This is a genomic window from Parapedobacter soli (assembly GCF_025460835.1).
Lineage (GTDB): Bacteria > Bacteroidota > Bacteroidia > Sphingobacteriales > Sphingobacteriaceae > Parapedobacter > Parapedobacter soli.
On sequence record NZ_JAMXAY010000039.1, the window covers coordinates 14,252 to 39,605 of the forward strand.

Genomic DNA, 25,354 nt, shown 5'->3' on the forward strand with positions numbered 1-25,354 from the left:
GAAGCGCCAAAGGTACGATATTGTGGCGAATATCTTTTTTTGCTAAGTTTGCTAGATGCGCAAATTCCATTTACTGCCACTGCTGCTTGCCCTATTCGTAACCGCACCGGCAATTGCCCAGCACATCCCCTCACCTAAGGAACATTTCGGCTTCGCGATCGGCGAAGACTACAAATTGGCTAATTATACGCAGTCGGAAGCCTATTTTAAGAAAGTAGCCGCAGCCTCAGACCGGGTAAAAATTGAAATGGCGGGGACGACTTCGGAAGGCCGCAATCAATACCTGATCATCATTTCCTCGCCCAGCAACCTATCGAAGCTTGACACCTATAAAGAAATATCCCGGAAGCTCGCCCATGCGGAGCTTGCTGCCGATGTGGCAAAGGAACTGGTACGGCAAGGCAAACCTGTGATATGGATTGACGGCGGATTGCATGCTACCGAAACGGTAGCCACCCATCAACTGATGGAAACGTGCTACCAACTGGCCAGCCGAAACGACCCTGAAAACCTCCGTATACTCGAAGACGCGATCATACTTCTTTTCCATTGCAACCCGGACGGCCAGGAGCTGGTTTCCAACTGGTATATGCAGCAGCCCGACACGCTGAAGCGCAATAAACGTATCCCCACGCTGTACCACAAATATGTAGGGCACGATAATAACCGCGACTTCTATATGAATAACTTACTGGAGACCGCCACGATGTCGCGACTGCAATACATCGAGTGGATGCCTCAGATTATATACAACCACCACCAATCGGGCCCTCCGGGGAGCATCGTCGCCGGCCCCCCATACCGCGATCCATTCAATTACGTCATCGACCCGATGCTCATCACCGGTATAGACGGGGTGGCCGCGGCAATGATCAACAGGCTCAACGCCGAGGATAAGCCCGGTTATACCCGGCTCAGTGGGTCCGTGTTCTCCACGTGGTGGAACGGCGGATTGCGCACCACGCCCTACTACCACAACAGCATCGGTATACTTACCGAAATCGTGGGCGACCCCACACCGATGGAAATCCCATTGGTTCCCGAACGGCTGATACCGAACAACGCTACGCCATACCCCGCTGCCCCGGGCCCCTGGCACTTCGCCGAGGCAATAGCCTATTCCGTATCGCTCAACTACGCCATATTGGACTATGCCAGCCGCTATGGCGACGAATTGCTGTATAATAGGTATAAAATGGGGCGCAACTCCATTGAGCGTGGCAATGCCGACCACTGGACAGCCAAACCCAGCATGGTTAATAAAATCGATGGCGATTACAAAACCGTATTTGAAGACCCGGCCCTACGCGATCCACGCGGATTCATCATTCCGGCCGACCAACCCGACTTTCCGCGGGCCATACAATTCATCAACGCCCTGATCAAATCGGGTATCCAAATCCATCAAGCCACAGCCGATTTCACCATTGGCAGCACATCCTACCCAAAAGGGTCGTATGTAGTAAAAACCAGCCAAGCGTTCCGGCCCCATGTATTGAATATGTTCGAACCGCAAGACCATCCCAACGACTTCCAATATCCTGGTGGACCGCCGGTAAGGCCCTATGATGCGGCGGGGTGGACGTTAGCCTATCAATTCGGTATATCGTTCGACCGGATACTGGATGGATTTGACGGGCCGTTCCGTCCCATCCCCTACGGGCTGCTGCAAATACCTGTGTCTGCAACCGTCCCCGCTGCTGAGGGGGGCTACCTGCTGGATGCCCGGGTAAACAACTCGTTCATCGCGGTCAATAAACTGCTCGCAGCCGGCAAGCCCGTATCCCGGATAAACAGGCCGGAATCCGGCCTTCCCGCCGGCTCTTTTTTTGTCGGTGCGGCACACCGTATGGACCTTCAGGCCGCCATCGATTCGTTGGGTGTCGCTCCGGTGGCGGTAGCGACCAAGCCTACCGGCATCACCGATATCAAACCGCGACACATTGCCCTGTTTGACTATTACGGCGGGTCCATGCCTTCCGGATGGGTGCGGTGGCTGCTTGAACAATACCGCTTCGACGATTTCACCGTGGTGTATCCCGAGGAAATCGACCAAGGGGGGCTTATCGAAAAATACGACATCATCCTCTTCATCGGCGGCGGCATACCCCCAGCTGACAACAGGGGTACTAAGGGGCGCCAGCCGTCCAATAAAGCCGATATTCCCCCGGCCTACCACCACATGCTTGGGAGCATCACCGCTGGCAAATCCATTCCGCAGCTGCGGAAATTCGCCGAAGCGGGCGGCACATTGTTCGCTGTGGGAAGCAGCACGGCCCTAGCCTATCATTTGGGGCTTCCCGTGAAAAACGCCCTGGTCGCTCCCGATTCCAGTGGCAACGAGCAATCCCTCAGCAGCACGCAATTCTACGCGCCGGCGAGTGTCCACCGGGTAATGGCTGATACAACCGACCCCGCCGGATGGGGTATGCCCGCAGCTGTCGACATCATGTCGAGCAACAGCCCGGTATTCAAGATCACCGATGACGGCGCTACCATTAAGAAACTCGCCTGGTACGACGGGGAGAACCCGCTCCGCAGTGGGTGGATATGGGGGGCCGGCTACCTCAAAAACGGTGTTGTCGCTTTCCACGCACCTATCGGCAAGGGCCAGTTGTATGCCTTTGGGCCAGAAATCACATTCCGCGCCCAACCACATGGCACGTTTAAATGGCTATTTAACCAATTATATGCGGAAAAATAGTGTGACCCATGGATATAAAAAAATTAACCCCTACCTTAGCAGGTGGAAAATTGAGTTATTGTTATGTTGAGTACTGTAATTGCATTCTTGAATATTGGGACGAGTGAGATGATGCTCATCGTGTTCGTGGCCCTGTTGCTCTTCGGTGGCAAAAAGCTCCCGGAGTTGGCAAGGGGACTGGGCCGAGGCATACGTGAATTTAAAGATGCGTCTGAAACCATAAAACGCGACATCAGCGACCAGATCAATAATTTCGAAAAGGACTTGGAAGTGAAAGACGTGATTGTTGAGGATGAGCCGAAAAAACTGAATGAAAATAACCCGGCGGCACCGGCCGGCACCTATGAACATAACCCCAACCCCAGCCATGAACCCGATTACTATGGCAGTGAGGGTCCTTACTATCACAACGATAACCACACCGATGGCGATGCTGGAAGCAATACCGGCCACGGCGATAGCGACACCGCTGCTACGCCGGAAACCCCGCAGCAACCGGTCAGTGACGAAAAGAACTCCTAAGGGAATATGAACCACCACATCCGTATTGGCCAGGAGCTCGCCGTGCCTGCGCGGCAAGTAAGTGCGGCCATCACCCTCCTCAGCGAGGGGGGTACCATCCCATTTATCGCCCGTTACCGCAAGGAGATGACGGGCAGCTTGGACGAAGTGCAACTCACCCAAATCCGCGACCGGCTCCACCAGTTGGTCGAACTGGATAAACGGCGTGAGGCTATCCGAAAATCACTTACCGAACAGGGGAAGCTCACTGCCGATCTGGAAGGGAAGATACAGGCGGCCGAAACGATGGCTACGCTGGAAGACATCTACCTGCCCCACCGCCCCAAACGGAAGACACGGGCTAGCGTGGCACGCGACCGGGGGCTGGAACCGCTAGCCCAACAGGTACTGATGCAAGACGGCACCGATATCCGCGAGGCCGCCAAAGCATACGTCGCTCCCGACAAAAGCATCAACGATATCGAAGATGCGTTGGCCGGAGCACGCGATATCATTGCTGAAACCATTGCCGAGGATGCCGAAATCCGCGCGAAGGTACGGCAGGTATTCCTCGAAAAAGGGGTGTTTTCGGCTAAGGTCGTCCCCGGCAAAGAAGAGGAGGCCTTAAAATATAAAGATTACCATGAATGGACCGAACCGCTGAAGACGGCTCCCTCCCACCGCATACTGGCCATGCGCCGCGGCGAAAAAGAAGAACTGCTCTACCTCGATATTGAGGTGCCTGAAAGCGATGTGTTGCCCTTATTAGACGATGCCTATGTAAAGGGTGCCGGCGAGGCAAGCGCGCAGGTGCGCATCGCGATGATTGATGGGTATAAGCGACTGCTGAAACCGGCTATGGAAACCGAAGTTCGGATGCTTACCCGGCAGCGTGCCGACGACGAAGCCATCCGCGTGTTTGCCGGGAATGTGAAACAGCTATTGCTCGCGGCTCCCTTGGGGCAGAAACGCATCATGGCCATCGACCCGGGGTTCCGCACCGGTTGCAAGACCGTATGTCTCGACGAGCAGGGCACCCTACTTGAAAACACGACGTTGTTCATCCATACCGGCGCTGGCGGTGCCGAACAGGCCGCCCAAACCGTCCGCAGCCTGATTGAAAAATACCAGCTGCAGGCCATAGCCATCGGCAATGGAACAGCGGGGCGCGAAACGGAAACCTTTATCCGCAAATTGGCCATCCCCGGCGTGGCGGTGGTCATGGTCAACGAAAGCGGCGCATCCATATACTCGGCTTCCGAAACCGCCCGGGCGGAATTCCCCAACCACGATGTTACCGTGCGGGGGGCCGTGTCCATCGGCCGGCGGCTTATGGACCCACTGGCCGAGCTTGTAAAAATCGACCCGAAATCGATTGGCGTAGGTCAATACCAACACGATGTGGATCAATCCAAGCTTCAGAACGCACTGGACGACACTGTGGTTAGCTGCGTGAATGCCGTAGGGGTCGAACTCAATACAGCCTCCCGTGAAATCCTATCCTATATCTCCGGTCTCGGCCCGTCGCTAGCCCAGCAGATTATCAATTTCCGGCAAAAGCACGGTGCCTTCCGCAACCGCGAATCGTTGAAACAAGTACCGCGGTTGGGTGAAAAAGCGTTCGAACAGGCGGCAGGCTTTTTGCGGATACGGAATGCCCAAAACCCACTGGATGCTAGTGCTGTGCACCCCGAACGCTACGCACTGGTGGAACAGATGGCAGCCGACCTGGGTTGCGAAGTGGCCGACCTGCTCCGGGAGGAGCGGCTCCGCAAGCAAATCATACTCAAGAACTACGTCAGTGAAGACGTGGGGATGCCTACGCTGCAAGACATCATGGCCGAGCTAGCTAAACCCGGCCGCGATCCACGGGAGCAGTTCGAGCCTTTTTCATTCACCGAGGGTGTAAACTCCATCACAGACCTACGTGTTGGCATGCGGCTGCCGGGCATTGTGACCAACATCACCAACTTCGGTGCCTTTGTAGATATCGGCGTGCACCAAGACGGACTGGTACACCTCAGCCAACTCGCCAACCGGTTTGTGAAAGACCCCAACGAGTTGGTAAAGGTTCAGCAAAAGGTGATGGTAACGGTCACGGAAGTAGATGAAAAGCGTAACCGCATCAGTCTCTCCATGAAAACCGACGAGAAACCGGCTCCGAAAAAGCAGGGCGGAAAGCCCAACAACAATAAGCAGAAGCCACGTAGGCCTACCAAGGCGCGGCAAGCGGAAAACGACATGGCCAGCAAGTTAGCCGCCTTGAAGAGTAAGTTTGGGTCTTAGCCGAACAAATCGCTGGACAGGTACCGGTCGCCGCGGTCGCACGCAATGAACACAATCACGCCCGAGTCCAGCTCTGCGGCCAGCCGCGCAGCACAGGCCATGGCGCCGCCGCTGCTCATGCCTACAAATAGCCCTTCCTCGCGTGCCAGTTGCCGTGCCATTGCTGTCGCATCGGCCTGCGATACATCCATCACCCGATCTACCCGCTTCGGGTCGTATATTTTGGGTAGGTACTCCGTGGGCCACCGTCGGATGCCGGGAATGGACGACCCCTCGGTGGGTTGGCAACCGACGATCTGCACGTTGGGGTTTTGCTCCTTCAAAAACATCGAAGTACCCATGATGCTGCCCGTTGTTCCCATGGCACTCACGAAATGGGTGATTTTACCGGCCGTATCGCTCCATATTTCCGGTCCGGTTGTGCGGTAGTGGGACAGGTAATTGTCGGGGTTGGCAAATTGGTTGAATACGTAATGATCGGGTCTGGCACCTTTCTCCTCCGCATAATCCCGGCACGCCTCGATGGAGTCCAGTAAGGTGACACGTGCGCCGAATGCCTCCATTGTCAGTGTCCGCTCCCTCGTGGAGCTCGATGGCATCACCAATTCAATCGACAATCCGAACACACGCGCCATCATCGCCAGTGCGATGCCTGTGTTGCCACTGGTGGCCTCAATCAATTTGGTATCCGGGCCGATGTCACCGCGCTCCATCGCACTACGGATCATGTTGAGCGCTGCGCGGTCTTTCACACTGCCTCCGGGGTTATTACCCTCCAATTTGACATAGAGTGCTACATTGGGATTAGGATTTAGTTTTTCAATACTTACCAGCGGGGTGTTGCCCACGCAATCAATCAACCTATTCATTACTCAATGTGCTGTTTTTGAATCCACAATCTTTACGGTGGGCTGGTGGTATACCGTGGTATATGGCGGTATGCTGGATGTCAGCCACACGTTGCCACCGACCACACTGTCATGGCCGATTACCGTATCGCCACCCAATATCGTTGCTCCGGCGTATATCACCACACGGTCTTCGATGGTGGGATGGCGGCGGGTGTTGGCCAGGAATTTCTCCACGCTCATGGCTCCGAGGGTCACACCTTGGTACACTTTCACCTGATTGCCTATGATGGTAGTCTCGCCGATCACCACACCTGTTCCGTGGTCTATACAAAAAAATTCGCCTATGGTGGCCCCTGGGTGGATATCGATGCCCGTCTGCGAATGTGCATATTCGGTGAGGATTCGCGGTATCAATGGTACTTCGAGCGTTATTAGCTCATGTGCCAAGCGGTATAGGGCAATGGCCAGGAAACCGGGGTAAGTTCGGATCACCTCAAACGTATTGGTAGCCGCGGGGTCGCCCTCGAAAATCGCAGCTGCATCCGTATGCATTATGCGGTGCAGTTCGGGCAATGCACCGTAGAACCGTTTAGCCACAAGCGGGTGGTTGCATGTTTCGCACACCTTCGTGCGGTCCAAGATTTCCAGTAAGTCGGCCTCGGACTGCCGGAACTGGGCCTTGAGCTCATCCACATCCCGATCCGGATGGGTCTGGCGCTCGGGGAAAAGCAAATCCAAGAGATGCAATGCCCAAGCAGCGATGACACCATTCGGAGGCACATCTGCTATTCCTCGTTGTCTCTCATAGAGTTGCTGAAAAAATGCTTCGTTCATGGTTCTCGTTTATGATGGGCAACTAAGGACGTAAATTATTTGTAAGTTGGCAACTACATCCTTCATTTATTACAATAATTTTAATAAATCAATCTACGTTAGATATCGAGCACCAGCTTGCCTATGAATTCGCCTGATTCCATTCGTTCATGGGCAAGAGATGCCTGCGTCAACGGGAATGCCTCGTGGATCAGCGGGCGCAGCCTACCAGCCTCCACCAGTGGCCACACCTGCTGTTCCACCGATTCGCGGAGTGCACTTTTGAAATCGCTGGCCCGGCTGCGTAGCGTGCTGCCGGTAAGGGTAAGCCGCCGTTGCATGATTGCCAGCACATCGAGTGCCGCTTGCCGCCCTTCCATTGCGTTGATAAACACCAGGCGGCCATCGTCGGCCAGTAATGCCATATTCCTTTCAAAATACGGCCCACCGATACTATCCAAAATCACGTCGACGGATCGCGCGGGCAGCAGCTCACCAAAATCTTCTTCCTTATAATTGATAGCCTTTGTGGCCCCCAGCTCTACACAGAATTCGCATTTCCCCGGTGAGCCGGCAGTAGTATACACTTGGGCACCGAAGTGGCGGGCAAGCTGGATGGCCGTGGTGCCTATTCCCCCGCTCCCACCGTGTATCAATACCGTTTCGCCACGTTGCAGCTTCCCCAGTTGAAACAGGTTATGCCAAACGGTAAACACCGTTTCGGGCAGGCATGCTGCTTCACGGAAGTCCATGCCGTCAGGCACCGGCAAGCAATGGGATGCATCGGCGGTAACATATTCAGCATAGCCGCCGCCAGCCAGCAGCGCACATATACGGTCGCCGGGCTGCCATCGGTGTGCTTCGCTTCCGCAAGCCACCACCGTTCCAGCTACCTCCAATCCGGGTATATCCTGCACCACACCTTGGGGCGCAGGATAATTCCCTTTACGTTGGAAAACATCGGGTCGGTTAATACCTGCGGCACGCACCTCTATCAGTACCTCATGCCGTTTGGGTACGGGTGTGGGGCACTGTTGCAGCACTAGGTTGCTGGCAGGCCCGGGGGCGGAAATCACTATTGCGTTCATCACGATTTTTTTGACGGGTATTTTTGCAGACGGATATTGAGCGAAACCATGAAATACCTTGCCAATCTATTGTTGCGCGTGAACAGTGCATCAGAGCCGATAATTTCATGGGTAACGCCGGTATTCTGGTTAAATAGGTCAAACCCCTGGAAGCGCAGCAAGGCCATATTGTTGGGCAAGAACGTACACTCCAAATAGGCATTGAGCAAGGTGGGGTTTACATTCATGTAAGGGCTATAACCGTTGTTAAGGCGATGGGACAAATCGAAACCGAATGCCCAATTGTCTGATAAGTATGTTTTTGCCGCTAATCCGGCCAAGAATGAGTTGGCGTTTATACCATAGCTGTTACGCAACGTATAACGGGTATGGTTAAAGGTGTAGCTGGTATTCAGTTCCGTTTCAATAATGTCTTCAAGCATGAAGCGCAACTGCACGGCTTGCGAGTAAATGAAGTTGCGGCCGTAGTTCTTTTCGTCGTTGATATACGAAATATTGTTGACGTAGTCTGTTGTACCGTTGAGGTTCAATTGGAAATCGCCGTTTATAACGGGCGTACTGAACATATAATACCCACGTGCATCAAAATAGCCGCTGGAGTTCCGGAAACTTGTTTCCTGCACGGTACTGGTCGGATTGGAGCGGCTGGTCACAATTTTGTTTTGTATCTTGTTGAATGCGAGCTGTGCTTCGAAAAACTGGTTTTTACCCATTTTTGTTTGGCGGAAGCGGGTCGTTATCCGGCTGATGAATTCAGCTTTCAAATCGGCATTTCCGATGATGATATTCTGTGAGTTGGACAGGTCGCGGATAGGCTGTATCTGCGAAAAATTGGGCTGGTTGTTGGTGCCGAGGTATTCTACGGAGAGTTCACTCTCTTCGCTGATACGGAACCTGAAACCGGCGCTCGGGATCAGGTTGACGTTTCGATGCTGTATCAGTGTGTCGGCATCCACCATATGACCTTGTAGGAGCAGCGGCTGAACGGCAAACCCTAAGGTATACTTAAACCGTTTGCTTTGCTCCATCTGGTAATTCAAGCCCACCCGGTTACTTTCGAAGAAGTAAGCGTAATCTACGCTCAACGAATCGACGAACAATCCGCCATCGGTATCCCAAACACTGCGCCGGCTATCTATCGCCGTGTAGTTATACTCATAGCCAATTTCCAATATACTCGACTTGTCTATCGGTTCTACAAACGACGCTTTGAGCCTACCTACCCGGTTTTGGTTCTGGCTGTTTATCTGCTGGCTCAGCATATATGCATCCTCTTGGACGGGCTGCCCCGAATACGCATTGATGCTCTCGAAATAATCGTTTATATCCTCCAATTTATCCCTTTTGGAATATTTGCCTTGCATGTTGAGCAAGAATTTCCTGCCCGGTTTATCAAAAGCCCGTGAATACAGGATATCCATATCAAAATTGGGTGTAGAAACTTCATCCGAAGCCTGATAAACCCGTTCGCTGATAATGTTTCTATTTTTAATTGTATCGTTACTGTGGTTGGTCGAGTTTACGGTACTATAAGATATACTCGGGCTTATTTTCAAATAATTACGGCTATCCAATTGGGCCTCGACATCCCACGCCATCAGGTGGTTGACATTGTCGGTAACCAGTTCGCGCTCTTCCTGGTTTACGATCTCATAAAAATCGAAATGACTGGTCAACACCGAGTTGCCCACCGTGTGGTTTTTTCGGTTGGTAAACGTATATTTCCCATAAACGCTAACCTTGTCTGAAATGTCGTCGGAGTAGCTTATCCCTGCGGAATTGGTTGTATTCACGCCGTCTACCGGGTCGGTCATGCCGGTAAGGTCTACATTCCCCCGATCGCGGGTGCCCCCACCCGTTGGTGCACCATAGCTAAACAGACTGGTATTGGTATTGTTGAAAGAGCCCAATATCGAAAACTCCTGGCCATCGTTAAAGTTATTCAGCCCCATACTGCCAATATAACGGTTTTGCGTACCACCGCCGCCGGTTACTTGGCCGAACATGATACGCTTGCTATCTTCTTTCAGCACGATATTGAGTATTTTCTCGGGTTCGGTATCTTTCACGCCGGTTGCGTTGGCCATATCCCCGTAATAGTCGATTACTTGGATAGATTGGATAAACTCAGCGGGGAGATTGCGGGTGGCCGTCAGCACCTCACCACCGAAAAAATTCTTGCTATCCACCTGCACCCTGCTGATCGGTTTACCGTGTGCAATCACTTTGCCATCGCGCCGCACCTGTACGTTGGGAAGTAATTTCAGTGCCTCTTCCAGCAACGAGTTTTGCCGGATATTATACGCATCGAGGTTGTACTGCACGGTATCCTCTTTGATGACGATGGGTTGTACCCTATTGATGACAATCTCTGCAAGCAATGTGCGCTGCGGTGGCAATACAACGGGTAGTAACTGCATGGTTGAACCGGGGAAGTTTGCAGCGTATGTCCTGTCTAATATTTTATAGCCTATCATACTGAAGCTCAATCTGAATTCCGGGCCGATGATATTGGCAAAGTGAAACTGCCCACCATCGCCGCTCACAGCCAGCATGGTATCCAATATGGTTGTTAGCCTCACGTTTACTCCCGGCAGGGGCGCTCCGGCCGTATCGATGACAAGGCCGCTTATTTCCTTTCGTTGGTGTTGTGCCAAGGCCTGCAACGATACAAAAAGGAATGCGAAAACGAGGAGCTTATGTGGCGTTATCGACGGCAACTTTTCGTGAGCGTATATGAAGTAAAAACGAAAGATAGTACATAATCCGTATGTGTGCAAAAAAAATCGGGCTACCTTACAAAAAAGGCAGCCCGATTGACTCTCTTACTATTTTACAGCGATTATCCTTCGTATTTCACCTTCGGGATGTGCTTGTCTATTTCCCAGCGGCCCATACCTTCTTCGCCGATCACGTCAAACATTTCCAAGATTCGGCGTGCCACGTATTCTTCTTCAATTTGTTCCTCAAGGAACCATTGGATAAATTGGAAGGTCACGAAGTCTTTTAATTTGATGCATTTATCAGCGATGATATTAAACTGCTGGGTCACATGCATTTCCTGTTCCAGCATTTCTTCAAATACAGAACGGAAGGATTCAAAGTCGGCGGGTATATTGGTAATTTCGGGCGAAATCGCCTTGCCCCCGCGATCGTTCACATAGTTGAAAAGTTTCATCATATGCTTCCGCTCTTCTTCCGATTGTTCGGAGAAAAACGTGGCACTGGCATCGTAGCCTTGGTCGTCACACCAAGCCGACATAGCGAGGTAAACAGAGGAAGCATGGGCTTCCATTTTTATCTGTGCGTTCAATATGGCTTCGATTTCCTCGTTCAACGAAGTCTTCAGTCTCAATAAATCTTTCATAATACTATCTATTTTCTGATACTAATACATTGGTGCCGACTTACCCGGCTCCATAGTACAAAAATACGGAAACTATGTGGTAAATACCACAGGATAAAAGCAATACGAATTCAGTCTAAATTACGGCTAGGCCCCGTGGGAGGTGACTTGGAGGCATGCACTGACCACGCTATTCAGCTCGATCATGAACTTGGCTCCATCCAGCAGCTCGCGGAGATTCAACACACCGTTGATATCTAGCACATAGCAGCGGGGTGTGCGGAAAGGCATAACGATGGTAAAATCGGCAGTACGTGATGGATCTATAATCATCGCCGACAAGTCGATGGCGTCAATCCGTTTTTTGAAATTGAAAAAATCATTCACCTTGAATGCCGTGGTAGCACCGGCAAAATCCAGCCAATAACAATTCTGCCTACTGCACTGATATACAGCACCATGCTCCGTTTTAAATACCTCTTCGAAATTAGCTAATGGACAAACCATCGTTTACATCGGATCATTAATCGGAGGCGAATATACAGATTATTATTTATAATCAATCAAAACAGGCTATTCTTATCTACTTTTTCCACTTTACTGCCATCTTTCAATGTTTTGGTGATGGCATTGAACGGCCTCGATACCACTTCTTCGCCCTCGTTGAGCCCGGAAAGGATACGGATGTAGGTATCATCTTGGATACCCGTCGTAACGGCCACTTGTTTCACGGTATTATCCTGGTTGTTATATACAAATACATATTCGGTTGTCTTTTTATCGCCTACACGGGCTGGGGCATTTGATCGGGCCGTATCGCGCGCGGTGGTGTCGGCGTTATTGCCCGGTGCTTCACGTGTGGTAACCGATTGGATGGGAACCGCCAGCCCGGTATCTTCTTGGGTGTGGATATCTACGGTGGCGGACAGTCCCGGCCGGAATGGCGACGGATTTTCGAGTTCTGTCTTCAGCAAGTCGGCATAAGAATCGGGCAGTATACGCACCTTTACATTGAAATTCGTCACTTGGTCGGTACCTGCCGTGGCGCTGGTAGCCGTGGCGGCTGTGGTAGAGGAACTAGCGATCTCGGTGACTAAGCCTTTGAATTTCCGCCCTTGGAAAGCGTCCACCTCTATCGAGGCCTCGTTATCTAGCGCAACGCGGTTGATATCGTTTTCATTCACTTCTACTACAACTTCCATGGCATCCATATTGGCGATACGCATAATCTCGGTTCCGGCCATTTGTGCTGTACCTACCACGCGCTCGCCGAGTTCTACCTGCAAAAGCGAAATCACGCCATCTACCGGCGCATAAATCGTTGTGCGGGCCAGGTTGTCACCGGCTTCTTTCACCGAAGCCTCAGACTGGTCGATACCGTACTTGGTAACCATCACATTTTGCCGTTGTGCTTCCAGTACCGCGCGTGCACTCTCGTAATCGGCCCGCACTTGGTCAAATTCAGCTGCTGATATCACCTTCCTGTCATACAACTCCTTATTCCGCTTAAAATTTGCTTCGGTATTGGCGAAGTTGACTTCCTGCTGCTTGAGCTGTTGCTCGGCCATTGCCAGGCTGGCCCGTTGGGCATTCAGCGAAGCTACCGCCCGCTCGTATCCCGACTGTAATATATCGGGCCGTATACGGCAGAGGATCTGGCCTTTCTTCACTACGTCGCCCTCTTTGACGTTGAGCTCTACAATCTCGCCCGACACTTCGGAGCTTAACTTGACCTCTACCTCGGGATGAATTTTACCACTGGCCGACACCTGCTCATTGACCGTTTTTTTCTCCACTTTGTCCGTTGCCACTTTGATGACATCGCCTTGGCCGATCCAGCCCATTTTATTGGCGATGATCACGAATACCAGCAGGACGACTGCACCGATTAATACATACTTAAGCGTATTTTTCTTCTTTGCCATAGTTTATCTATGATTTGGTTGTGTATATGTTCAGTTTTCAAAATTTATCTCGTTGCCCAGGTAGAAATCGATCACCTTACTCCTGAAAAGCAGATTGTACCGCGCTTGGATGTGATCAAACTCTGCCCGGTTCATCGTGGTCTGTGCGGTAAACAGCTCCACCGAATTGGCCAGTCCCACCTCAAATCGCTGGTTGATGACTTCAAACGCGTCTTTTGCCGACACGAAAGCCGTTCCTGTGGATTGGTACTGCATTTTCGCTGCGCGGAGATCAAGCACCGCCTGGGCAATAATCTTACTCAGGTTATTTTTCGCCAGCTGTTCATTTGTCAGTGCATATTGATAATTTATCTTCGCCTTATTCACATTAGTCTTGGTCTGGAATCTATTGAAGATGGGTATACGTAAGCTCAACCCAATATATGGGCTTTCGTTCTCTTTCAGCTGTTCGCCGAATTTCACACGTTCGTAAATCGGTTCGTTGTTCGCGTCGACTCCCACAACCCTCGACGCCACGGAAGAAACGCTGGTATTATAACCTGCCCCGAACCCCAACGAGGGATAATATGCCCCTTTGGCGATAGCGATATTGGTCTTGGCCACCTCGGTGGATAGCTCTGCGGCTTGTATGTCGGGCTGTACGGCCACTGCCGTTGCAAACACTTCCCCGGCATCGTAAGCCACTATGGTGTTTTCAACCAGTTGGATATCCGGTTTCTCGAGCATGATGTCTTCGCCCGGGTCCATCTCCATCAGCTGTTTGAGGTTCAGCATCGAGAGTTCAAATGCATTGCTGGCTGATGTAACGTTCAACTCGTCCGTTGCCACCTGGCTTTTCGCTTGCGAAAGGTCGGCAAGTGTGCTGTTGCCCACGTCATAGTTAGCTTCGGCCACTTCCAGCTGCCGCTGTGATAGCTTCAACTGCTGTTCGGCCGCCGTAAGCAAGTCCTCATTTGTCAGCGCCTCCAGGTAGGTTGTCGCCACAGAGAGCACCAGATCGTTTTTTGCTTTCTCCACATTGCTTTGGTCGGCCGCGAGCTGGTTCTTGTTCGCCAAAATCTGGTTAATCCGCTGGAAGCCTTGGAAAATCGGTATATCCGTTGAAATGCCGGCGCTAGCGGTATTTACCGAAGGCACAAGCTGGGCGGTATACTGGTCGAAATAGCGTCCGAACCGCATGCTCCCACTTACGTCGGCATTCAGCGTAGGGTAAAACTGGCTCTTTGCTTGCTTTAGGTCTTCATGAGACAGCGCGGCCTGGAACTGGGCTTGTTTCACCTGCAGGTTTTTGTCGAGTGCTTCATAAACGGCTCCCCGGAGGGTCACCAATTTCTGCGCAGCGCCATGAGATGGCAGCAACAGTACCAAGCACCAACCGGCTATCATATAAATGAGGTATGGGAAACTTTTCTTCATGTAGCTACAAGTAGGTTATATGATGTTTATTTGTTTCTTTTGTAAACGTCTATGTATACTGTCCGCCCACCGATTATTCTGCCGTGGCTTTACCCCACGCTAACCTGGCATCGAAACCGGGACGAAAAGCGCATTTTTCTCACCTTTGACGATGGTCCCATACCAGATGTTACACCGTTCGTTATAAATACGCTGAAAAACTACCAAATCAGGGCTACATTCTTCTGCGTTGGCGAAAATATAAAAAAACATCCTGATTTATTCGAGCGCCTGTTGGAAAGCGGCCACCGCATCGGCAACCATACGTATAACCACCTCAACGGGTGGAAGACACCCGACGATATCTACCTGCGGAACGTGGACCAATGCCACCAGCTAACGGGCACCAACTTATTCCGCCCGCCATACGGGCGGGCACGCCGTTCGCAATACAAGCAGCTACGGCAGGCATACGAGATCATTATGTGGGACGTGCTAAGCGGAGATTTCGATGTCAACCTGAGCCCTGATAAATGCTTACTGAATGTCCTTAGGCACACACAAAACGGGTCTATCGTTGTTTTCCATGACAACATCAAAGCTACGCCCCGTATCACCTACACCTTGCCCCGCGCCATCGAGCATTGGCTTGGCCAAGGTTACGGTTTCGGGGTGCTGTAGGCACCCCGGCCCGCTGTCTATTGTACCTCGGTAGGCATCTCAGACTCAGCGTATGCGCTGAAATAGCCAAGTGCGCCCGCACCGAACATCGATGGCGGGTTTGCAGGTGCGGCCGTACCGGGGTTGGTCGACTGCACCGCATTCCAGAAATCAAACGCGGCTTTATCGATACACTGCATCCGTACAACCACCGAATCGCCCGCCACCAGGTCGGTGTCGAAATCGACCAAATCTTCACTCACGTATCTGCCGTCGTTAAATTTATCCTGAGTTACATACAGCATTTTCATCGCTCCGTTGTTTACACGCCATAGGTATCGGTAGTAATTCGGCATACCGGCTGGGTCGGCATACCGGATACTGATAAATTTCTGTTCTTCGCCGAATAATGTCCTCACCCCGGTCCCGATAGAATCCGCCGTGATCAGCGGCGGCATGGTTGATATTGCGGTATATACCTGTCCTTCCAGCTGCACGGAAAGTTCATATCGCTCCCGCTCCCGCCCCCTGAAGTTGGCTACATAAACTCCGGGCGTACGTTCAACAAATTGGAACGTCTGGCCACGCCCGTCCGATACGGTAACCGTTGCACCCGACACCGGATCGAACGGCTCGGACACATCGAATGCCACGGTGCGGCTCAGGGTAACGCGTTGTTCGTACGACCGGTTGGACACCGTACCCACGATGACGAGCTGCGGATCGGCATCATTCAGGTTTATATCAATAACATCTTCGCATGATACCGAAAAAAAGCCGGCAATCAATATGATTAAATAAGCCTGTTTCATCTTCTTAAAATTTAAAATTCCAGGTAATCGATGGGATGATACCAAACAACGCTATCCGGTAGGCTTCCGTAATGTTCGGATTAGCCTCATTTTCCCTGAAATCGATGATGTATGCATTTTTACGGTTGTAGGCATTGTAAATGCCGAATGTCCAGCTTGTTTGGAATCGTTTGGATGCTGCCGACTCCCAGGTGGCGCCGATGTCCAGCCGGTGGTAGTCGGGCATCCGGTAGCCATTGCGTTCGGTATAGTACCATAACGTACGTCCATCCACGGTATACTTTCCGCTGGGGAATGTCACCGCATTGCCGGTACTGTACACGAATGTGGCCGATACATTCCAGCGTGGCGAAAGCTGATACATGGCCACTGCCGACAGGTCGTGGGTACGGTCTTGCCGCGCCGGGAACCAATTGCCATCGTTGATATCGTCAAATTGGCGCTCACTTTTTGCGAGTGCATAGCTCAGCCACCCGTTGAGCCTGCCCTGCTGCTTCTTCAAATACAGCTCCACACCATAGGCGCGTCCTACCCCATATAGCAGTTCCGCCTCGATGTATTCATTTGCCTGTAAGTCAGCGGCATTGCGGTAATCTATCTGGTTTTCCATGTATTTGTAATACGATTCGACCGAAAACGCATACCGGTCGTTATTGAAATTCTGGTAGTAGCCCAGCGCCACCTGGTCTGCCAGCTGCGGCTTGATGTTATTGCTGCTCATCACCCAGGTATCGGTGGGCAAACTCGCCGTGGCATTGGTTAATTGGTGCAGGTATTGTGCATTACGGTTGTACGACAGCTTCAGGCTATTATCTGCCTGCAGCTGGTAGCTTAGCGACAAGCGGGGCTCTAAGTTCAGGTAGTGCTGTGCCACCTCGCCCTTTTCATAAATTCGGGTATCCACGACGTCGCCTTCGTTGTCGTACCCGTAAAACGTTCCGGGGCCCAAAAGCACAAAGTTGGCCAGGCGGAGCCCATAAATCACACTCAGCTGCGGCGTGGGTTTCCATTCGTGCGAGAGGTATGCGGCCAGTTCCAGCCCTGCCCGGTCTTCGAGGCGTAAGCTATTAACAGATGTCTGTTCATCAGCATCGATCCGCGCGGGCGATATCCCTTGGTGGAGCAGGTTGAAGCCGAAGCGCCATGTGCTTTTATTCGTTGCAAAAAACTGAAAATCCTGCTTGAGGTTATAATTCTGGATCCGCGATGCGATCACGAAGTTAAGGTCGTCGCTTTCAATATTGACGTTGTAATTGAAATTGCTGTACACTGCCGTCGTGTTCGAAAACCAACGGCTGTTCCACACGCGGTTCCAACGCAGCGTACCTGTGGCATTGCCCCAGTCGAATCCGAAGAGGCCGGAGTACCCCATCAGGTCCCTGCCGAAATATCCGGAAAGATAGAGCGTGTTCCGCTCATCGAGCCTGTAGTTGGCCTTGGCGTTGAGGTCATAGAAATACAGGCGGCTATTCCTTACGGACTCATCGCTGGAAAGCTTGAGGAACAGGTCTGCGTATGTCCTTCTACCGGTTACCACAAATGAGCCCCTGTCTTCCACAATGGGCCCATCCACTTTCAGCCGCGACGCGATAAGGCCGATGCCCCCCTCTGCACCGAACGACTTTTTGTTTCCATCTAGCATGGTGATATCGAGCACCGATGCCAACCGCCCGCCATACTGGGCGGGCATTCCGCCTTTGTATAGCTTCACGTCTTTAATCGCATCAGAATTAAATGTCGAGAAAAAGCCAAATAGGTGCGACGCGTTGTACACCATTGCTTCATCCAGCAAAATCAAGTTCTGGTCGCCAGCACCACCCCGCACAAAGAAATTGCTACTCCCCTCCCCGCCGGATAGTACCCCCGGCAGGAGCTGGATGGTTTTCAGCACATCTTTCTCGCCCATCAGCACCGGCACGTGTTTGATTTCGTTCATATCCACGCGGGTAAGTCCCATCTGCGGGCTTTTGACCTGCCCATCTGCTGCCGATTGGCTAATGACCACCTCCTGCAGCAGTTCACCGCTGTGCAGCTCGATATCTGCCGCAGTATCGGCAGCAAGCTCCACGGGTATCTCCAGCGTTCGGTAGCCTACGTGCGATACCACCAAGGTATAGCTTCCGGCCGGCAGCGTGAGCGAATAGAAACCGTAGTTATTGGTGCGTGCACCTACTGCCGGATCTGCACCAAGCCGGATACTGGCCCCGATGAGGGTTTCGCCCGACTGCGCATCGCGTATGTGCCCGCTGATGGTGTGTTTCGTTTGTGAGAAAAGGGGTGCCACCGGACCGATGAACACGAGGAAGAGCAAAATAGAACATCTGCAAAACTGCATAGCGGGTATGGGGTTACTTCAAGTTTCCGGTCGGCGACCTAATCGATTTCCATCACGTATTTTTCCTTTTTCGACCTGAACTTTTTCGGGACGGAGGCAATAATTTCCTTTTCTAACGCATCGATCGCTTTCTGTTTCAAGAAATTACGAGTTGTTACCAAGCTTATCTCCCGCACCGGCTCGGGCGCCTTGAAATAGCGCACCCGGGCGAGGTGGTCCTCATCGAAATCCGCTACGCTCAATTCGGGCAAGATGGTAGCACCCGAGTTGCTATCCACCATCCTCTTCAACGTTTCCACGCTGCCGGTATTGTATTCAAATGTACCATGGGGGTCCATACTCCGTTTCCGTTGGCAGATATTCAGCACCTGCCCACGCATGCAGTGGCCTTCAGTGAGTAACCAGAGCTTATCGCTCAACACATCTTCAGCGGTTACTTCCTTCTTTTCCACGAGCGCGCTTTTCGGAGATATATAGGCCACAAACGGCTCGTAAAACAGTGGCCGTTCCACCAGCGATTGGTCATATACCGGGGTGGACAGCACCCCGCAATCGAGCAATCCCAGCTTCAGTTGCTGGGCGATTTTGTTGGTGGTATATTCCCATATCTGCAGTTGTATTTTGGGGAATTTCCGCATGAAGTTCCCCAATACGCGCGGCAGCAGGTAGGGCGCTATGGTAGGGATCACGCCGATCCGCAGCTCGCCTTCCAGCTCACCTTTCTTTAGCTGCACAAGCTCATTTATTTTGCGGCTTTCAGTAAGCACCACCCGGGCCTGCTTGATGATCTCCACCCCTATTTCGGTAGGTACAACGGGCTGCCTGCTTCTGTTAAATACACGGGCACCGATTGATTCTTCGAGTTTCTGTATCTGCATGCTCAGCGTGGGCTGGGTCACGCAGCATTTTTCGGCAGCAGCCACAAAACTCCGGTAGGTATCTACAGCAACGATATATTCCAGTTGTACAAGCGTCATGTTTTATTGAAATTGCAGCAAAGATAAGAAAAAGCTAGTTCAGCTTTCGGGCCGTAGTCGTCTTATTCAGCCCATCCCGCACCTCCTTGCCTCGCCTGTCACTACAAGTGTGATGCCAATCAAGCTATCCCGATTGCTTCGGGATGATTTAGGTTAACCTGTACGAACACTTGTAAGTGGCAATCCTTTTGAAGATGGAACATTCTCCTCCTTCCCCAGTTTGCTGCGTTCAGCGATATCAATCGGTCTTGCCGTAGATAAACGCTCTGTAAGCAATTCCCCACTTCGCTATTTCATCAATAATTGGAATTAATGACTTTCCAAATTCGGTGATTTCGTACTCAACAGTAACAGGTTTCGTATTTAAAACGGTACGACTTATCAAGTGGTTCATCTCCAGATCCTGCAGCTCTTTCGAGAGCATTTTTGTGCCTATACCTTCCACTTCTCGCAATAAATCCATAAAACGTAACTTGTCTCCCCGAGTTAAAGTGCCAAGAATATGGAACTTCCATTTGCCGGAAAGAACTTCCATCGCATCGCTGATTGCCCTTATCCGAGTCTGGCAGTGCTGATTACTGTTTAAAACCGCTTCTTTTTTCATCGTATTCTATGTCATTATTTGCAATCCAAAAATACAAAACATCTCATTAGTTTCCTAAATGAAACTACTTTCCAACAGGAAACCCATAGCTAAAGTATACTAGGTGCCGCGTACTTTTGTATCATTATATTTAACGTGTAAAACAATGAAAACAAACAAAACAATCTATTGGGTAAGCACCGGATTTTTTTCTGCAGCAATGCTTTTTAGCGCATACGGTTATTTAACCGCTCCTGAAATAAAAGGTGCTTTTGCCGGGCTGGGATTTACAGAAGACTTTTTCAGGATAGAGCTGGCTATAGCCAAACTCTTGGGTGCCTTGGCACTGATTATTCCTTTCGTACCCAGAGGGGTCAAAAACTTCGCATATGCCGGGTTTACCATCAATTTGGTCTCTGCAATCATCGCACACGTCGCAAAAGATTACAATGCATATGGTTTTCTTATCTTTTCGATTGTAGCGCTGGCGTTGTCCTACTATAGTTTCAGCAAATTAGAAAATCTTAAACTGCAAATTCAATCTTAAAAATAATGACAATTAATAAAGACGACAGCAATCCCTTGATGTGTGATCCGGTCACCGGAATATGTGAAATTCCCGGCGCAGAAGGAAAAGGAGAAATCAATACGCAAAGTATAAACAAGCCAATTAAAATTACTTACTTCTCAGACCCGATTTGTTCTGCCTGTTGGGGGGTGGAGCCCACACTTAGAAAGCTAAAATTGGAATATGGGGATGCGATCGATTTTGAATACCATATGGGTGGATTGCTCCCAAGTTGGGAAGCCTTAGGCACTGGTGTGAACCCAACGGTATTAGCTTCTCACTCCGACCAACTGAGTGCGCATTTCCAAATTCCTGTAAATGGCGATATTTGGCTCCAAGACCCACCACATTCATCATATCCTGCTTCCATTGCTTTCAAAGCTGCCCAGATGCAAGATGAAGAGAAAGCGATAAGTTTCTTACGTAAGATACGTGAAGACTTGTACGTGCGTGGCATAAACATTGCAAAATGGAAAAACCTCGAAAAAACCGCTGCTGCTGTAGGCTTAGATACTGACAAACTAAAAACGGAATACGAAGGCGATGCGAAAAAGGCCTTTCAGGAGGATTTAGTACTCGCACAAAAAATGAGCGTTCGGGGCTTCCCTTCTTTTACTCTTACCAATAGCGAAGGTGCTACAGCGCAAGTATATGGTATGAAACCCTACGGAGAATTTGAGCATACTTTGAAACAGATGGACAAAGGCATCCAAAAACAATCCGTGTCAACTGATTGGAAGAGCCTGTTTGTTAGATTCAATTCCATGACTACGAAGGAGTTCGCGGATTTCAGTGAGGTTTCCTTTCAGCAAGCTGAAGACATTTTGGATGGTCTGGCAAAAGGCGGCGAAATAGACAAACTAAGCACCAAAAACGGCCAGTTGTGGACGAAAGAGAGATTATAAAAAATTCATACAGATGAAAAATACAGCAAAATCAGTAGTAGATAAAATGTTTGAGGCCTTTGCTTTGGGCGATGTGGACAAAATTGTGGAAACGGTCTCAGAAGATACCGTATGGGTGTATCATGGAACGCAGATCATTCCGAAAAGTGAATATAGGGGTAAAGCGGGCGCTCGGAAATTTTTTATGAATATTCTTAGTGGAACAGAGATAATCAAATTCGAACCTGAGCAATACATTGTGCAAGACAACAAGGTCGTTGTACTCGGAAATGAGCACCAGAAGGTAAAACGGACCGGAAAGGAACTCAAGCAGAAATGGGTGCAGGTTTATACGATAGAGAATGGGTTAATCAAACGTATGGAGGAATTTGCCACGTCCGAATTAATCAATCAATAGCCATCCTGAATTTCAGGCATACTTGTGTTTTTCTCGCTGGGTCACCCAAAATTGATTTCAAACATTTCCAGTAGCCATTTCTGTTCCCTCTTGACAAACTCGCTCGTTGTAGCTGTAGGTGATGGCCTGGCCGAAGTCCATACCCGCGCTGCTCTCCTCGCCCGAAAGCCCCTTGGTGCGCACCTGCCCAACCTCGTTGTACGTGTTCCGCGACAGCAGCACCGGCGTGCCACCCCGTCCAGGGCAAGCGCCGGAACGCCGCTGCTGTTCAGCGTGGCCCGGTAGCGCAGCACACGCCGCGTGCCCGCATCGCTGAAACCGAGCGTGTTGTTGCCCACGTATTCCGTGGCAACCGTCCGGCCCGTAGTCCCACGGCTCCCAGCAGGCTGCCAAGCCAACCCAGGGAAGCCCTGCTCAACAACACGGTTCAGCGGAGACGGCTCGTAGACACGCGGGCCGGACGCATAAGCCGTCGCCGACTGCCCAGCGGGTACCGTCGAACCGCTCGAATAGTAACTCCCCTGCGCAGCAACGGCTCCCGGCTTGAAAGCACCCCCCGCACCCGTGGCCGTCGCGTAAGCCAGGTAGTCCCTGTCCTGCCGCCCATACCCGTCGTAGGCAATCGGGGTAACAACGTCTTTGTAGCCCGTGCCCCCAGAGGCCCTCACTCCGATCTCCTGCACCGCACGGCCCAGGCCGTCGTAGTACGTGATGTCCCGCATCGCCTGTGCCACAGTAGGGTTAGACGGTGCCGAACCAAGAGGAACCAGGTAAACCGTCTTCTGCACGTAATTCTCCGTGGATGTGCCCCCGGTGCCAAGGCCCGGCTGAGAAAATGCCGCAAACGGAAATAACAGCGCTCCGTACAGCAGGCATTTGCCGGAAACCCCGGTCCTCCTCTTTCTTATGGTCTTCATGGTCTTCATGGTCTTCTATTCTGGTCCGCCAATATTACACCATAAAACCTTTCACTATCATCCGTTTTGGCTATAATTTCTATAGCCTCAGGCTATAATCTTCAATAGATTGCAAATACACACCCAGTGTTCCGCCATATTTGTCAGCCATTCCAGCAACTTTTCTCCCTGGGACGGGAAGTGCGTTTTTCAATACTGCCTATTTACAAGGGAAGTAAGGGATGTTTTTGTCGATCTATACGCTAATTGCCGCTACTGCATTGCACTACCGGTGCGGCGGGCCGGGGTATCAAAAAAACCGCCTTACAATGTCGTAAAGCGGGTCGGTACAGGGAATGTGCGAAATGTCGAACTTTTTGGAAGATTATGAGGGTATACTAGGCATCAACAAACACTTTCAATGAGTTAAAGTGTAACTCCAGCATGCATAGCCTATTTCATCGTTACGTTGCTCACTATTTTGTATATTTAAACCATGATGGCTATCTTTGTTTAATATGGAGCTGACTTTAAAATCAAATAGCAAATCCAAACTGGAGAAGATTTTAGCTTTAGCTAAGGAGTTAGGGATTCGTGTAGAACAAAAAGAAGAAGAGGCGATGACTAAAGCGGAGGTCCCCAAAGGAAAGACAGTTTCTGCCGAATCGTTGTTGAGCGAGTTCGGCAAGGCTCCCGATTTCCCTCCTATTAATGAATTACGTTCGAAAACCTGGCCTTCTTGGTAATTTTTGACACTAATGTTCTCATTGAGCTTTATCGTGGCAATGATAAGCAAGAAATGCGTCACATCCGTAAACATATAGACCATTACACAATCCTCCCTATTACAAGGGAAATAAGTGATGTTTTTATCGATTTATTTCAACAATACAGCTTAAGCCACAAACCAAGTATTCCAGATACACTAATCGCCGCTACTGCATTGCACTACGGATTGCCTGTGTTGACATTGAATAAAAAAGACTTCCAATATTTCCCAGGCATCGCACTCATGTAAGTTCATTGTAAATTACCTGCGGAGTCTGCCTCACTGCCCAACATATTCATGTAAAAATAAATCTTGTAGCCCAAATAACCGGCTAAAATCCAAAGATAAATAGTCCAATTCTAGGAACTGCATTCTCAAACCTTTCTTTATGGACGTCGGTTGCTTTTGTAATGAAAACAAAAAGGATACACACCCCTCATTTACACCAAAAAACCCTCTCTACGTAATGTAAAGAGGGCTATCGTACCTGGAGCGGGAATCGAACCCGCACTCGCTTTAGGGCGAACAGGATTTTAAGTCCTGCGTGTCTACCAGTTCCACCATCCAGGCAACATGGTCTCTTTTAAGAGACCGCAAACTTAGATAAATTCGTTTTTATATGCAATTATAATTTACAAACTAACCGAGCTCCGCCCCTACGCGTTCCAGCAGCCGTTTGGTGGCTTTAATGCCCTCTTCCTCACTCAGCTCACTACCCTCGTATTCAATCCCAACATAGCCGCGATAACCTGCATCTTTCACGAGCTTAAGCATCCGCCAGTAATCGATATTGGCCTCATTGCCCTCGGCATCAAACACATTGGACTTAGCACTCACGCCTTTTGCAAAAGGCATCAGGTCTTTCACACCCTGGTAGCGGTCGTACTCATAGAAGTTGCCGAAATCGGGCAGGCTGCCGCAGTTGGGTTTGCCCACCCCTTTCAACACCGCACTCAGCCAGTCGCCGTGCGACGATATGCCACCATGGTTTTCCACGATTACGTTGATATCGTGCTTCGCAGCAAATTCGCTCAACCGGCCCAGCCCGTCTACCGCAGCGGCTTTTACTTCATCCGGCGTACCTTTGCCGGCAGCATTCACCCGTATGGCGTGGCAGCCCAAGAACTTGGCGGCCTCAACCCATTTATAGTGGTTTTCCACGGCCTGGATGCGTTCTTTATCGTCGGTGGATCCCAGTGGGCCTTCACCATCCACCATGATCAACACATTTTTAACGCCGTGGTCCTTAGCGCGCCGGTTCAAATCGGCCAAGTAAGCGCTGTCGTTCGCTTTATCCTTGAAAAATTGGTTTACATATTCCACCGCGTGGATACCGAATGTTTCTGCAGCAGCCTTGGGGAAATCTAGATTATCCAGCTTCCCGCCAAACAGTGTTTTGTGCAATGACCATTCGGCCAGTGAGATGTCGAAAAATAACTTATTGCCCGCCGTAGCGGTCAGCGAGCTGGCCCACGCGGGCGCTACTGATAATCCCAGAGCACCGAGCCCGAGGTGTTTCAAAAATACTCTTCTATTAGTCATA

Annotated in this window: 23 protein-coding genes and 1 tRNA gene; 9 read left to right on the forward strand and 15 right to left on the reverse strand. The window is 50.7% G+C overall.

Annotated elements, in window-relative coordinates:
- Positions 1–55 precede the first annotated feature (55 nt).
- From NGM62_RS15535 to NGM62_RS15545, 3 genes are all read left to right on the forward strand, one after another.
- Complete coding sequence (locus NGM62_RS15535) at positions 56–2,704, forward strand: M14 family metallopeptidase (RefSeq protein WP_262249176.1); 2,649 nt, start codon at positions 56–58, stop codon at positions 2,702–2,704.
- Positions 2,705–2,767: 63 nt separating this feature from the next.
- Positions 2,768–3,226, forward strand: a complete 459-nt coding sequence (locus tag NGM62_RS15540; RefSeq protein WP_262249177.1) for a Sec-independent protein translocase subunit TatA/TatB — start codon at positions 2,768–2,770, stop codon at positions 3,224–3,226.
- A gap of 6 nt (positions 3,227–3,232) precedes the next feature.
- Positions 3,233–5,491 (forward strand): Tex family protein, encoded by a 2,259-nt coding sequence (locus NGM62_RS15545; protein ID WP_262249178.1) that lies wholly within the window; start codon positions 3,233–3,235, stop codon positions 5,489–5,491.
- On the opposite strand, the gene cysM is transcribed toward NGM62_RS15545, so the two are convergent.
- From cysM to NGM62_RS15585, 8 genes are all read right to left on the reverse strand, one after another.
- Positions 5,488–6,360 carry a cysteine synthase CysM gene (cysM, locus tag NGM62_RS15550; protein ID WP_262249179.1) on the reverse strand — a complete coding sequence of 291 codons (873 nt, stop codon included), beginning with the start codon at positions 6,358–6,360 and terminating at the stop codon, positions 5,488–5,490. The genes NGM62_RS15545 and cysM overlap by 4 nt on opposite strands.
- Positions 6,361–6,363: 3 nt before the next feature.
- Positions 6,364–7,176 (reverse strand): serine O-acetyltransferase, encoded by an 813-nt coding sequence (locus tag NGM62_RS15555; protein WP_262249180.1) that lies wholly within the window; start codon positions 7,174–7,176, stop codon positions 6,364–6,366.
- Between the two features lie 98 nt (positions 7,177–7,274).
- Positions 7,275–8,243, reverse strand: a complete 969-nt coding sequence (locus tag NGM62_RS15560) for an NAD(P)H-quinone oxidoreductase (protein ID WP_262249204.1) — start codon at positions 8,241–8,243, stop codon at positions 7,275–7,277.
- A complete protein-coding gene (locus NGM62_RS15565) occupies positions 8,243–10,963 on the reverse strand; it encodes a TonB-dependent receptor (protein ID WP_262249181.1) in 2,721 nt (906 codons plus the stop codon). Before NGM62_RS15565 ends, NGM62_RS15560 begins: the two co-directional genes overlap by 1 nt.
- A gap of 122 nt (positions 10,964–11,085) precedes the next feature.
- Entirely contained in the window at positions 11,086–11,610 is a 525-nt protein-coding gene (locus NGM62_RS15570) for a ferritin (protein ID WP_262249182.1), read from the reverse strand.
- Between the two features lie 126 nt (positions 11,611–11,736).
- Positions 11,737–12,096, reverse strand: a complete 360-nt coding sequence (locus tag NGM62_RS15575) for a hypothetical protein (protein WP_262249183.1) — start codon at positions 12,094–12,096, stop codon at positions 11,737–11,739.
- Positions 12,097–12,152: 56 nt separating this feature from the next.
- Positions 12,153–13,514: an efflux RND transporter periplasmic adaptor subunit gene (locus tag NGM62_RS15580; RefSeq protein WP_262249184.1), complete on the reverse strand. Its 1,362-nt coding sequence runs from the start codon at positions 13,512–13,514 to the stop codon at positions 12,153–12,155.
- A 30-nt stretch (positions 13,515–13,544) separates the two neighbouring features.
- The gene (locus tag NGM62_RS15585) at positions 13,545–14,930 is read right to left on the reverse strand and encodes a TolC family protein (RefSeq protein WP_262249185.1); all 1,386 of its coding nucleotides are present in this window, start codon (positions 14,928–14,930) and stop codon (positions 13,545–13,547) included.
- Positions 14,931–14,981: 51 nt separating this feature from the next.
- Here NGM62_RS15585 and NGM62_RS15590 point away from each other — a divergent pair, with 51 nt between their 5' ends.
- On the forward strand, positions 14,982–15,590 hold the full coding sequence (locus NGM62_RS15590) for a polysaccharide deacetylase family protein (protein ID WP_262249186.1): 609 nt from the start codon (positions 14,982–14,984) through the stop codon (positions 15,588–15,590).
- Positions 15,591–15,607: 17 nt separating this feature from the next.
- Here the strand turns inward: NGM62_RS15590 and NGM62_RS15595 are convergent, their stop codons facing one another.
- The 4 genes from NGM62_RS15595 to NGM62_RS15610 all read right to left on the reverse strand — a co-directional run bounded on the left by NGM62_RS15595 (position 15,608) and on the right by NGM62_RS15610 (position 20,297).
- Entirely contained in the window at positions 15,608–16,381 is a 774-nt protein-coding gene (locus NGM62_RS15595; protein ID WP_262249187.1) for a DUF4249 domain-containing protein, read from the reverse strand.
- A 4-nt stretch (positions 16,382–16,385) separates the two neighbouring features.
- Positions 16,386–18,716, reverse strand: coding sequence for a TonB-dependent receptor (locus NGM62_RS15600; protein WP_262249188.1), 2,331 nt, complete (start codon positions 18,714–18,716; stop codon positions 16,386–16,388).
- Positions 18,717–18,754: 38 nt separating this feature from the next.
- A complete protein-coding gene (locus tag NGM62_RS15605) occupies positions 18,755–19,693 on the reverse strand; it encodes a hydrogen peroxide-inducible genes activator (RefSeq protein WP_262249189.1) in 939 nt (312 codons plus the stop codon).
- A 238-nt stretch (positions 19,694–19,931) separates the two neighbouring features.
- Positions 19,932–20,297 (reverse strand): winged helix-turn-helix transcriptional regulator, encoded by a 366-nt coding sequence (locus NGM62_RS15610; protein WP_262249190.1) that lies wholly within the window; start codon positions 20,295–20,297, stop codon positions 19,932–19,934.
- A 145-nt stretch (positions 20,298–20,442) separates the two neighbouring features.
- On the opposite strand from NGM62_RS15610, the gene NGM62_RS15615 reads away from it, so the two are divergent.
- Genes NGM62_RS15615 through NGM62_RS15625 form a run of 3 tightly spaced genes read left to right on the forward strand, consistent with a single transcriptional unit; the run spans position 20,443 to position 22,146 of the window.
- Complete coding sequence (locus NGM62_RS15615) at positions 20,443–20,823, forward strand: DoxX family protein (RefSeq protein ID WP_262249191.1); 381 nt, start codon at positions 20,443–20,445, stop codon at positions 20,821–20,823.
- Positions 20,824–20,828: 5 nt separating this feature from the next.
- Complete coding sequence (locus tag NGM62_RS15620) at positions 20,829–21,749, forward strand: DsbA family protein (RefSeq protein WP_262249192.1); 921 nt, start codon at positions 20,829–20,831, stop codon at positions 21,747–21,749.
- A gap of 13 nt (positions 21,750–21,762) precedes the next feature.
- On the forward strand, positions 21,763–22,146 hold the full coding sequence (locus tag NGM62_RS15625) for a nuclear transport factor 2 family protein (protein ID WP_262249193.1): 384 nt from the start codon (positions 21,763–21,765) through the stop codon (positions 22,144–22,146).
- Between the two features lie 41 nt (positions 22,147–22,187).
- On the opposite strand, the gene NGM62_RS15630 is transcribed toward NGM62_RS15625, so the two are convergent.
- Positions 22,188–23,063: a DUF6443 domain-containing protein gene (locus tag NGM62_RS15630; RefSeq protein WP_262249194.1), complete on the reverse strand. Its 876-nt coding sequence runs from the start codon at positions 23,061–23,063 to the stop codon at positions 22,188–22,190.
- 497 nt (positions 23,064–23,560) lie between these two features.
- Between NGM62_RS15630 and NGM62_RS15635 the strand changes: the two genes are divergently transcribed.
- Positions 23,561–23,788: a hypothetical protein gene (locus tag NGM62_RS15635; protein WP_262249195.1), complete on the forward strand. Its 228-nt coding sequence runs from the start codon at positions 23,561–23,563 to the stop codon at positions 23,786–23,788.
- A gap of 53 nt (positions 23,789–23,841) precedes the next feature.
- Complete coding sequence (locus tag NGM62_RS22275; protein WP_390937642.1) at positions 23,842–24,060, forward strand: PIN domain-containing protein; 219 nt, start codon at positions 23,842–23,844, stop codon at positions 24,058–24,060.
- Positions 24,061–24,295: 235 nt separating this feature from the next.
- Here NGM62_RS22275 and NGM62_RS15640 read toward each other — a convergent pair.
- Both NGM62_RS15640 and NGM62_RS15645 read right to left on the reverse strand, forming a co-directional pair.
- Positions 24,296–24,381, reverse strand: a tRNA-Leu gene (locus NGM62_RS15640).
- Positions 24,382–24,450: 69 nt separating this feature from the next.
- Positions 24,451–25,353, reverse strand: a complete 903-nt coding sequence (locus NGM62_RS15645; protein ID WP_262249196.1) for a sugar phosphate isomerase/epimerase family protein — start codon at positions 25,351–25,353, stop codon at positions 24,451–24,453.
- Position 25,354 lies beyond the last annotated feature (1 nt).

Coding starts and splice junctions, on each gene's coding strand:
- NGM62_RS15560 (WP_262249204.1), bottom strand. CDS start 8,243: ATGAACGCAATAGTGATTTCCGCCCCCGGGCCTGCCAGCAACCTAGTG.
- NGM62_RS15555 (WP_262249180.1), bottom strand. CDS start 7,176: ATGAACGAAGCATTTTTTCAGCAACTCTATGAGAGACAACGAGGAATA.
- NGM62_RS15575 (WP_262249183.1), bottom strand. CDS start 12,096: ATGGTTTGTCCATTAGCTAATTTCGAAGAGGTATTTAAAACGGAGCAT.
- NGM62_RS15645 (WP_262249196.1), bottom strand. CDS start 25,353: ATGACTAATAGAAGAGTATTTTTGAAACACCTCGGGCTCGGTGCTCTG.
- NGM62_RS15585 (WP_262249185.1), bottom strand. CDS start 14,930: ATGAAGAAAAGTTTCCCATACCTCATTTATATGATAGCCGGTTGGTGC.
- cysM (WP_262249179.1), bottom strand. CDS start 6,360: ATGAATAGGTTGATTGATTGCGTGGGCAACACCCCGCTGGTAAGTATT.
- NGM62_RS15535 (WP_262249176.1), top strand. CDS start 56: ATGCGCAAATTCCATTTACTGCCACTGCTGCTTGCCCTATTCGTAACC.
- NGM62_RS15570 (WP_262249182.1), bottom strand. CDS start 11,610: ATGAAAGATTTATTGAGACTGAAGACTTCGTTGAACGAGGAAATCGAA.
- NGM62_RS15595 (WP_262249187.1), bottom strand. CDS start 16,381: ATGAAACAGGCTTATTTAATCATATTGATTGCCGGCTTTTTTTCGGTA.
- NGM62_RS15605 (WP_262249189.1), bottom strand. CDS start 19,693: ATGACGCTTGTACAACTGGAATATATCGTTGCTGTAGATACCTACCGG.
- NGM62_RS15580 (WP_262249184.1), bottom strand. CDS start 13,514: ATGGCAAAGAAGAAAAATACGCTTAAGTATGTATTAATCGGTGCAGTC.
- NGM62_RS15630 (WP_262249194.1), bottom strand. CDS start 23,063: ATGAAGACCATAAGAAAGAGGAGGACCGGGGTTTCCGGCAAATGCCTG.
- NGM62_RS15600 (WP_262249188.1), bottom strand. CDS start 18,716: ATGCAGTTTTGCAGATGTTCTATTTTGCTCTTCCTCGTGTTCATCGGT.
- NGM62_RS15540 (WP_262249177.1), top strand. CDS start 2,768: ATGTTGAGTACTGTAATTGCATTCTTGAATATTGGGACGAGTGAGATG.
- NGM62_RS15610 (WP_262249190.1), bottom strand. CDS start 20,297: ATGAAAAAAGAAGCGGTTTTAAACAGTAATCAGCACTGCCAGACTCGG.
- NGM62_RS15590 (WP_262249186.1), top strand. CDS start 14,982: ATGTATACTGTCCGCCCACCGATTATTCTGCCGTGGCTTTACCCCACG.
- NGM62_RS15635 (WP_262249195.1), top strand. CDS start 23,561: ATGGAGCTGACTTTAAAATCAAATAGCAAATCCAAACTGGAGAAGATT.
- NGM62_RS15625 (WP_262249193.1), top strand. CDS start 21,763: ATGAAAAATACAGCAAAATCAGTAGTAGATAAAATGTTTGAGGCCTTT.
- NGM62_RS15620 (WP_262249192.1), top strand. CDS start 20,829: ATGACAATTAATAAAGACGACAGCAATCCCTTGATGTGTGATCCGGTC.
- NGM62_RS22275 (WP_390937642.1), top strand. CDS start 23,842: ATGCGTCACATCCGTAAACATATAGACCATTACACAATCCTCCCTATT.
- NGM62_RS15615 (WP_262249191.1), top strand. CDS start 20,443: ATGAAAACAAACAAAACAATCTATTGGGTAAGCACCGGATTTTTTTCT.
- NGM62_RS15545 (WP_262249178.1), top strand. CDS start 3,233: ATGAACCACCACATCCGTATTGGCCAGGAGCTCGCCGTGCCTGCGCGG.